Origin of the sequence: Bartonella gabonensis (assembly GCF_903679515.1) — a bacterium.
GTDB classification, from domain to species: Bacteria; Pseudomonadota; Alphaproteobacteria; order Rhizobiales; family Rhizobiaceae; genus Bartonella; species Bartonella gabonensis.
Window position 1 is genome coordinate 1 of the sequence record NZ_CAHOYM010000053.1, and the last position, 7,331, is coordinate 7,331.

The window sequence follows — 7,331 nt, forward strand, 5'->3', positions numbered from 1 at the left end:
TGATCTTGTTTTACCGGCGACAACGGATGCGCAAGCACTTGCACGTAAAGCCAATAAGACCTCTCTTGATGTAATGACGGTGGTCTTTTCGACGTATCATTCCATTCAAGTGATTTCGGATGCACAAAAGGAATATGGATTACCCGAATTTGATCTGATCATTTGTGATGAAGCCCATAGAACAACGGGGGTTGTATTAGGAACAGACAAGCATGAATCTGAATTTATCAAGGTTCATGATAACAGCATTATTGGCGGCAAAAAACGTTTGTATATGACAGCAACCCCAAAAATCTTTGCTGATCATGCCAAAAAACAAGCCCATGAGATGAATGGCATTTTAGCCTCTATGGATGATGAAGCCCTCTATGGAAAAAATCTTCACACCTACACATTCTCCAAAGCCGTCAAAAATGAACTCTTAGTTCCTTATAAGATTATTGTCTTGGGTGTTAATGAAGAGGAAGTCAGTGAATCCATTCAACATCTGATGACCGATGAGAATTATGAACTTATCCTTGATGATAAGACCAAGATCATAGGCTGTTATCAAGCTCTTAGTAAAATAGATCTGAAAGTTGATCTGAGTGATGACCCCAAACCTATGCGGCGGGCTTTGGCTTTTTGTAAAGACATCAAGACCTCTGAACGTATCCGTGATACATTTAATTCTCAAGAAATACAGAAAGAATTGTCTAATCTTCATAAGCTCTATAAAGAGACACCGCCTCTTCAGTGTACCTTTGCGCATATTGATGGAACACAAAGTGCCAAGAAGCGCAATGAAGCCCTTGATTGGTTAAAAGAAGATGCGGGGGAACATGCCTGCCGTGTGTTGACCAATGTACGTTGTTTGTCTGAAGGTGTTGATGTTCCTGCTCTTGATGCGATTATGTTTTTACACCCGCGCAAAAGCCAAGTGGATGTGATACAGGCGGTGGGGCGTATTATGCGCCGTGCCAAGGGCAAGAAGAGAGGTTATATCATTTTACCCGTTGGAATACCGGCTGGGGTTTCTGCTGAACAGGTTTTAAAATACAACAAGAGATACAGTGTTGTTTGGCAAGTGATCAATGCTTTGCTTTCCCATGATGAGAACTTTGAAGTAACCCTTAACCAGATGATTTTAGGTCAAGACGTAAGTCATACTTTAGAGATTGCTGCCTTAAAGAGTATGACGACAGTTGAAGATAAACTCCATGTTTATGAAAAACCAGAAAGCACGGGGCTTGATATTGGCAAAGCAGCCTATGAACCAAAGCATAGCTATAACGGGCAAATGAGATTACCTTTTTATAAAGAGTTTCCTAATGCCCTTAAAACGCTTCTGGCTAAGAAATTTACCCTTGCGGATTATTGGGGCATCTGGGCTGGCAATGTAGCTGAAATTGCACAAAACCATATCAATCATCTTAAAGACATTCTTTCTGATGAAAGCAGTGAAGCCTATCATGCCTTTGAAAGCTTTCATAAGGAATTACAAAACAACTTAAACAGTGAAATCAAACAAGAGGAAGCGCTTGAGATGTTAGGACAACATCTTGTAACGCGCCCCGTGTTTGAAGCCTTGTTTGATGGCAATGAATTTGTGCAAAACAATGCTATTTCACAAGCCATGGAAAAGATTTTAGCTGAGTTGGATAAAACCAATATCAAGCAAGTATCGAAAGAATTACAAGAGTTTTATGACAGTGTAAAATTCCGTGCCTCTGGAATTACCTCCCCCCAAGCAAGACAAAACCTTATTATCAAACTTTATGAAGATTTTTTTACCAAGGCGTTTAAGAAAACCACGGATAGGCTTGGGATTGTTTATACCCCCGTTGAGGTTGTTGATTTTATCATTCACTCTGTTGATGATGTTTTACGCAATGAGTTTGGCAAAAGCTTGGGATCACGTGGTGTCTCTATTCTTGACCCTTTTACTGGAACAGGAACCTTTATCACACGGCTGTTACAATCCAATCTCATCAAACCAGAGGATATGGAATATAAATTCCGTCATGATATCCATGCCAATGAGATTGTTTTACTGGCTTATTACATAGCAGCCATTAATATTGAATCGACCTATCATAGTCTTATGAAAGGAAAGTATATTCCCTTTAAGCATATTGGTTTAACCGATACGTTTCGGATGCTTGAAGAGAAAAATCTGCTACAAGAATTATTTAAAGAAAACAGTGAATATTTAGAGCTTCAAAAAAATCTGAATATCGAAGTTATCTTTGGCAACCCTCCTTATTCAACAGGGCAAAAAAGCGCTAATGATAATGCAAAGAATACCCCTTATCCCATATTAGATAAACGTATTAGTGAGACTTATGCCGCTCAATCTGAATCAATCAATATGCAAGCACTTTACGATAGTTATATTCGTGCCATTCGTTGGGCTAGCGACCGTATAAAAGACCGCGGTGTTATTGGTTTTGTTACAAACGCAGGATTTATTAATGCATGTTCTTTAAATGGTTTACGCAAATGCCTCGTTGAAGAATTTAGCAGCCTTTATATTTTCCATTTACGGGGGAATGCACGAACTTCTGGAGAACAGCGTAAGAAAGAGAGTGGGGGCATTTTTGGAGAAGGTTCTCGAGCGCCTATTGCTATCTCGATTCTCGTAAAAAATCCAAATGCACAGCAGCATGGTAAGATATATTTTCGTGATATTGGAGATTACCTTACAAGACAAGAAAAGCTTACGATAATTGAATCCCTTGGTAGCATTGATGGTATTACACGGAGTGAACAAGGTTGGCAAATAATCAAACCGGATAGGCATAATGATTGGCTTGATCAACGTGATGATAGCTTTAAATCATTTTTAGTCATAGGTGATAAGAAATCATACGGTAAAAAGCTTTTTGAGATTTATTCTTGTGGTCTAAAAACCAATCGTGACGCTTGGGCTTATAACTCAAGCCGTGAAGTTTTAGCTGAAAACATGAGTAATATGATTACTTTTTATAACAACGAAGTAGAACGGTTTAATAATACTTATCCACTTTCTGATCTCAAAACACGTATCAAAACTGTAGACAATTTTGTTAATGCGGATGAAAGCAAAGTTAGTTGGAGTCTTAATCTTAAAAAACATTTAACTAAAGGAAAGATTTTTGAATTTGAAGAAAATTGCCTTACCAAAAGTTCTTATCGTCCTTTTACACAACAGTGGCTCTATTATAATCGTGCTTTTAATGAAATGGTTTCTCAAATGCTGCGGATATTCCCTATGGGGAAAGTGGTTGAAAATAAAGTGATTCAAGTTACAGGTACAGGAACAATGAAAGGTTTTTCTGTCATCATGATTGAGACAGTACCTGATTTTCATGCAATGGATACTAGTCAATGTTTTCCAAGGTATATTTATGAAGACACCATAGTCTCAAAAAATAAAAGTGAGAAACAATCCCATTTATTTTTAATTTCTACAGAGGAAAACAACACAACTGATTTACAATGTCGCGATGCTATTACTGATGAAGGTCTAGCTTATTTTAAAGCAGCTTATCCTAATGAGAATATAACAAAAGATGATTTATTCTATTATGTTTACGGTTTACTTCATTCGGAAGATTATCGTGCCCGTTATGCTGATAACCTCTCTAAAGAATTGCCTCGTATCCCTTGTGTAAAAACTGCTGATAATTTTTGGAAATTTGTTACAGCAGGGCGTAAACTGGGGCATTTGCACGTGAATTATGAAGATGTGGAACCTTATCCAGTGACCTTTAAAAAAGGCAATCCTAAACAGACAGAGATCTCTAATCTTGAGAAATTTTATTACGTTACAGAAATGAAATTCGCAAAAGTTAAGAATAGTAAGGAAAAGGATAAATCCACTGTTATTTACAACAGCAACATTACAATAACAGATATACCTCTTGAAGCTTATGAATATATCGTCAATGGCAAACCCGCTCTTGAATGGGTTATGGAACGTCAATGCGTTAAGACTGATAAAAAGAGTGGTATTGTGAATGATGCCAATCGCTATGCTGTTGAAACCGTTGGAAACCCTGCCTATCCTCTAGAATTGTTTCAAAGGGTTATTACCGTAAGTTTAGAAACAATGAAAATCGTTAAGAACCTACCAAAATTAGAAATTAAAGAAACTGAATAAACTTATAAAGCATGCTCACATAATGGGTATGCTAATTATAAGGGGTATAGAGTCTTATAACCATAATCTATACCTCTTCTATTAAGTTGATTAGATATAATCTTAAAAGGAGTGTTTATATGCGTTATTCTAAAAAGAAAAAACTTGCACTTTTAGATACTCTACTTTGGATTGCTTTAAGATTTATAAGAAATCCACTCTTAAATAGAGTTAGATTTTTTTACATTGCCTTTAAGAGGTTATACCGTAATCTAAAATGAGTGCTTTATTGTTTTCAAAAGCTCTGTTTGAAGAGAGTTATGTATATTCATTTTGCTATAGGTTTTGAAGGTTTCTAACACTCTCAAAATACCTTCAAAATATATTATTAGTTGTATCCATATGTTTATCATATCACTATAGGTTGTTATTCTAAAACTTGATGAAAAATAACACATTGAAATATAATAATTTTTATTTTTTGATTTTAAAAAAAATATATAAGGGAGCGTAAAAAGAACCTTCAAAATCTTCAAAATACTCAAAACTCATAACCATAATGATCTTGATAGGATTTCTTATGATTATAAACTGTCTTTTGAAGGCTTTAAAAGATCACATGTTTTTTAGACGTATTTAAAGTACTAACTAAAATCATAAATTTATCTATTAAAGTGAACTGATAAAAATTCATTAAAGGGATTTTGATAACGTAATCAGTTTTCACTTTCATACGCTTTTCATAAAGCACATTTTAATTACTCACTAAAATGATCACTTTTGTCAGTTCAATTTACTGACACATAACTGACAAATATATATTATGAGTTGAATTTATGGTTGTATTGTCGATATAGGTTGTATCATTAAAATGCTAACATATTGAAATGTAATGTTTTTAATTTTTTCTCATTTGAAAAAAATAATATAGGGTATAAAAAGAACTGACTAAACTGACAAAAATGACAAAAGTCTATTAAAAGGGATTTTGCTCATCTCTATAGTTATCAGTTTCTCTTTAGATGTTTTCATAAAAAGCTATAAATCACAATTATCATTTCTCATATGAAAATGAAAAATGAYACGGTGGCTATAATGAATAACAGCTATAAAACACCCGTAAAAAAAGACTGGCTTTCATAATTACATTGCAAATGAGAGCATTGGTTATAAAAACAGTCCCTATAAAGTCTGTTAAGTTTTAAATGTGCTATAAAAAGAAATTAACAGAAATCTTAAAAACCATTTCGCAAAAAACATGATAGGTTATAAAGTTAAAAATATGCATGATGAGAGCGTTTATAAATATTATAAATGTATAGATTCAAAAAATAACACAATCGTTTAAGAAAGCCCATAATATAGCTTTAAAAGCTTATAATACAAAAGAAATGTTTTATAAGCATATGATAAATATTTATCACACAATGCATTTAAAAAAATCATAAAAAATATCAAAAAAGTGCATAAATTAATTGACAATAAATACGTATTTTGTTATATAAATAATCAAGTGCTAGAAACACTTAAACAGTAAGCGGATAGGTTACGAAACAGCCTCTCCCATGTCTTTAAAAATACTGACTATCTTTTATGCTGTGATTAGCATATATGATGATCTTGTCGGGTGTGGTTACACCATACAATACTCTTTTTATGAGAAAAGTGTAACGACGGACTTACTGCCGTGTTTCTACCACCCGGCGCCTTTATAGGCTGTCAATAGGAACCTAACAGTAAGGATTTAGTTATGAAAACTACATCACAAAACACCCCCGTTGTTTCTAACATTGCTAATAAAACTGTACCTGCTAACAAACAAGAGCCTGCAAAAAAATATGAATTTATTAATGATGGTGAATATGTAGATGGTCATTTCTTAACTCGAATTAGAGCATTAAGAGACTTTGGAGATGTCAAAAAAGGTGACCTCGGGGGGTATATTGAAAGTGAAGATAACCTATCCCATGAGGGCAATTGTTGGGTTTATAACAAAGCGCGGGTCTTTCAAAATGCACGCGTCTTTGGAAATGCAAAAGTAAAAAGCTTTTTTGTAGACGTATATGGTAATGCACAAATTTATGGGAATGCTATTTTTGAAGGCATGACATTAAAGGACAATGCAAAGCTTTCAGGCAATGCACATGCTAGCAACGCCGTTGTAATTGAAGGCAATGCACAAATTTATGATAACGCCCGTGTTACTGACCATGCTCATATTTCCGATAATGCTGTAATTTGTGATGATGCTCATGTTGGTGGCAATGCAAAAATAAGTGGTTCTGCTTATATCTGTGATGAATCACGTGTTTTCGATGATGCCGTTGTTTGTGATGCTCTTATTTCTGGCTCTTCTTATATTCATAGCAATGCCTTTTTAGAAGCGAATGAAGATATCTGTGATAATGAATATCCCGAATTTGGTAGCGAAGATGATTATTATCGTGACGAATATTATGCTGATTTTGAAGGCTATTATGATGATGATAATGACAGCGAATATGAAAGTGATGCTGCTTAAATAAAGCACGGGCGCGGCGGGGGCGCCCCTCTTTCAAATTTTTCCATTCAAAATTTTATCCAATGTTTATCACATTAAATTGTGAGGGTATTCTTATGTCTAAAAAATATGAATTAACCAGTGAAATTAAACAAATTAAAAATATGTTTACTAGAGAGATTACAACTCTTTATCGCATTAAAGCTTTAAAAGACTTTGCTGATGTTAAAGCTGGGGTTGTCGGTGGTTTTATTGAAAAGGAAAGCAACCTCTCTCATGATGGCGATTGCTGGGTCTATGATAATGCTTGTGTTTATAATAATGCCCGTGTTTCTGATAATGCTAAAATCTTGAATGAAGCTTATGTTTTCGATCATGCAAAAATTGAAGGCAATGCTAAAGTTTTTGATTGTGCAAGAATTTATGACAATGCAAGGGTTGCTGATAATGCCTTGGTTTTTGGAAGAACTTTTGTTTACGATCATGCCTGCGTTTTAAATCATGCTGAAGTCTCTGACAGGGCTGTTATAAAAGGGCATGCTAAAATTTATGATAACGCTTTATTGACTGGCTATGCGCAAGCTTATGGCAATGCAAGAATTTATGACAATGCACAAATTTGGTTTTTTGCTGTGGTTTGTGATGATGCTTGTATTTATGAAAATGCAAAAATTACAGGCTATACATATATTTGCGATAAAGTAAGTGTTTTTGGCAATTCATATATAG

At 34.6% G+C, this 7,331-nt stretch carries 3 protein-coding genes; all 3 read left to right on the top strand.

Annotation, left to right across the window (positions count from 1 at the left end):
- Nucleotides 1-4,123 (top strand): type ISP restriction/modification enzyme (locus HWX04_RS07545; protein WP_175869524.1); only part of this gene is annotated, 4,123 nt, incomplete at its 5' end.
- A gap of 1,729 nt (nucleotides 4,124-5,852) precedes the next feature.
- The gene (locus HWX04_RS07550) at nucleotides 5,853-6,623 is read left to right on the top strand and encodes an LbetaH domain-containing protein (RefSeq protein ID WP_175869525.1); all 771 of its coding nucleotides are present in this window, start codon (nucleotides 5,853-5,855) and stop codon (nucleotides 6,621-6,623) included.
- A 95-nt stretch (nucleotides 6,624-6,718) separates the two neighbouring features.
- Nucleotides 6,719-7,331 (top strand): LbetaH domain-containing protein (locus HWX04_RS07555; protein WP_175869526.1); only part of this gene is annotated, 613 nt, incomplete at its 3' end.

Coding starts and splice junctions, on each gene's coding strand:
- HWX04_RS07550 (WP_175869525.1), top strand. CDS start 5,853: ATGAAAACTACATCACAAAACACCCCCGTTGTTTCTAACATTGCTAAT.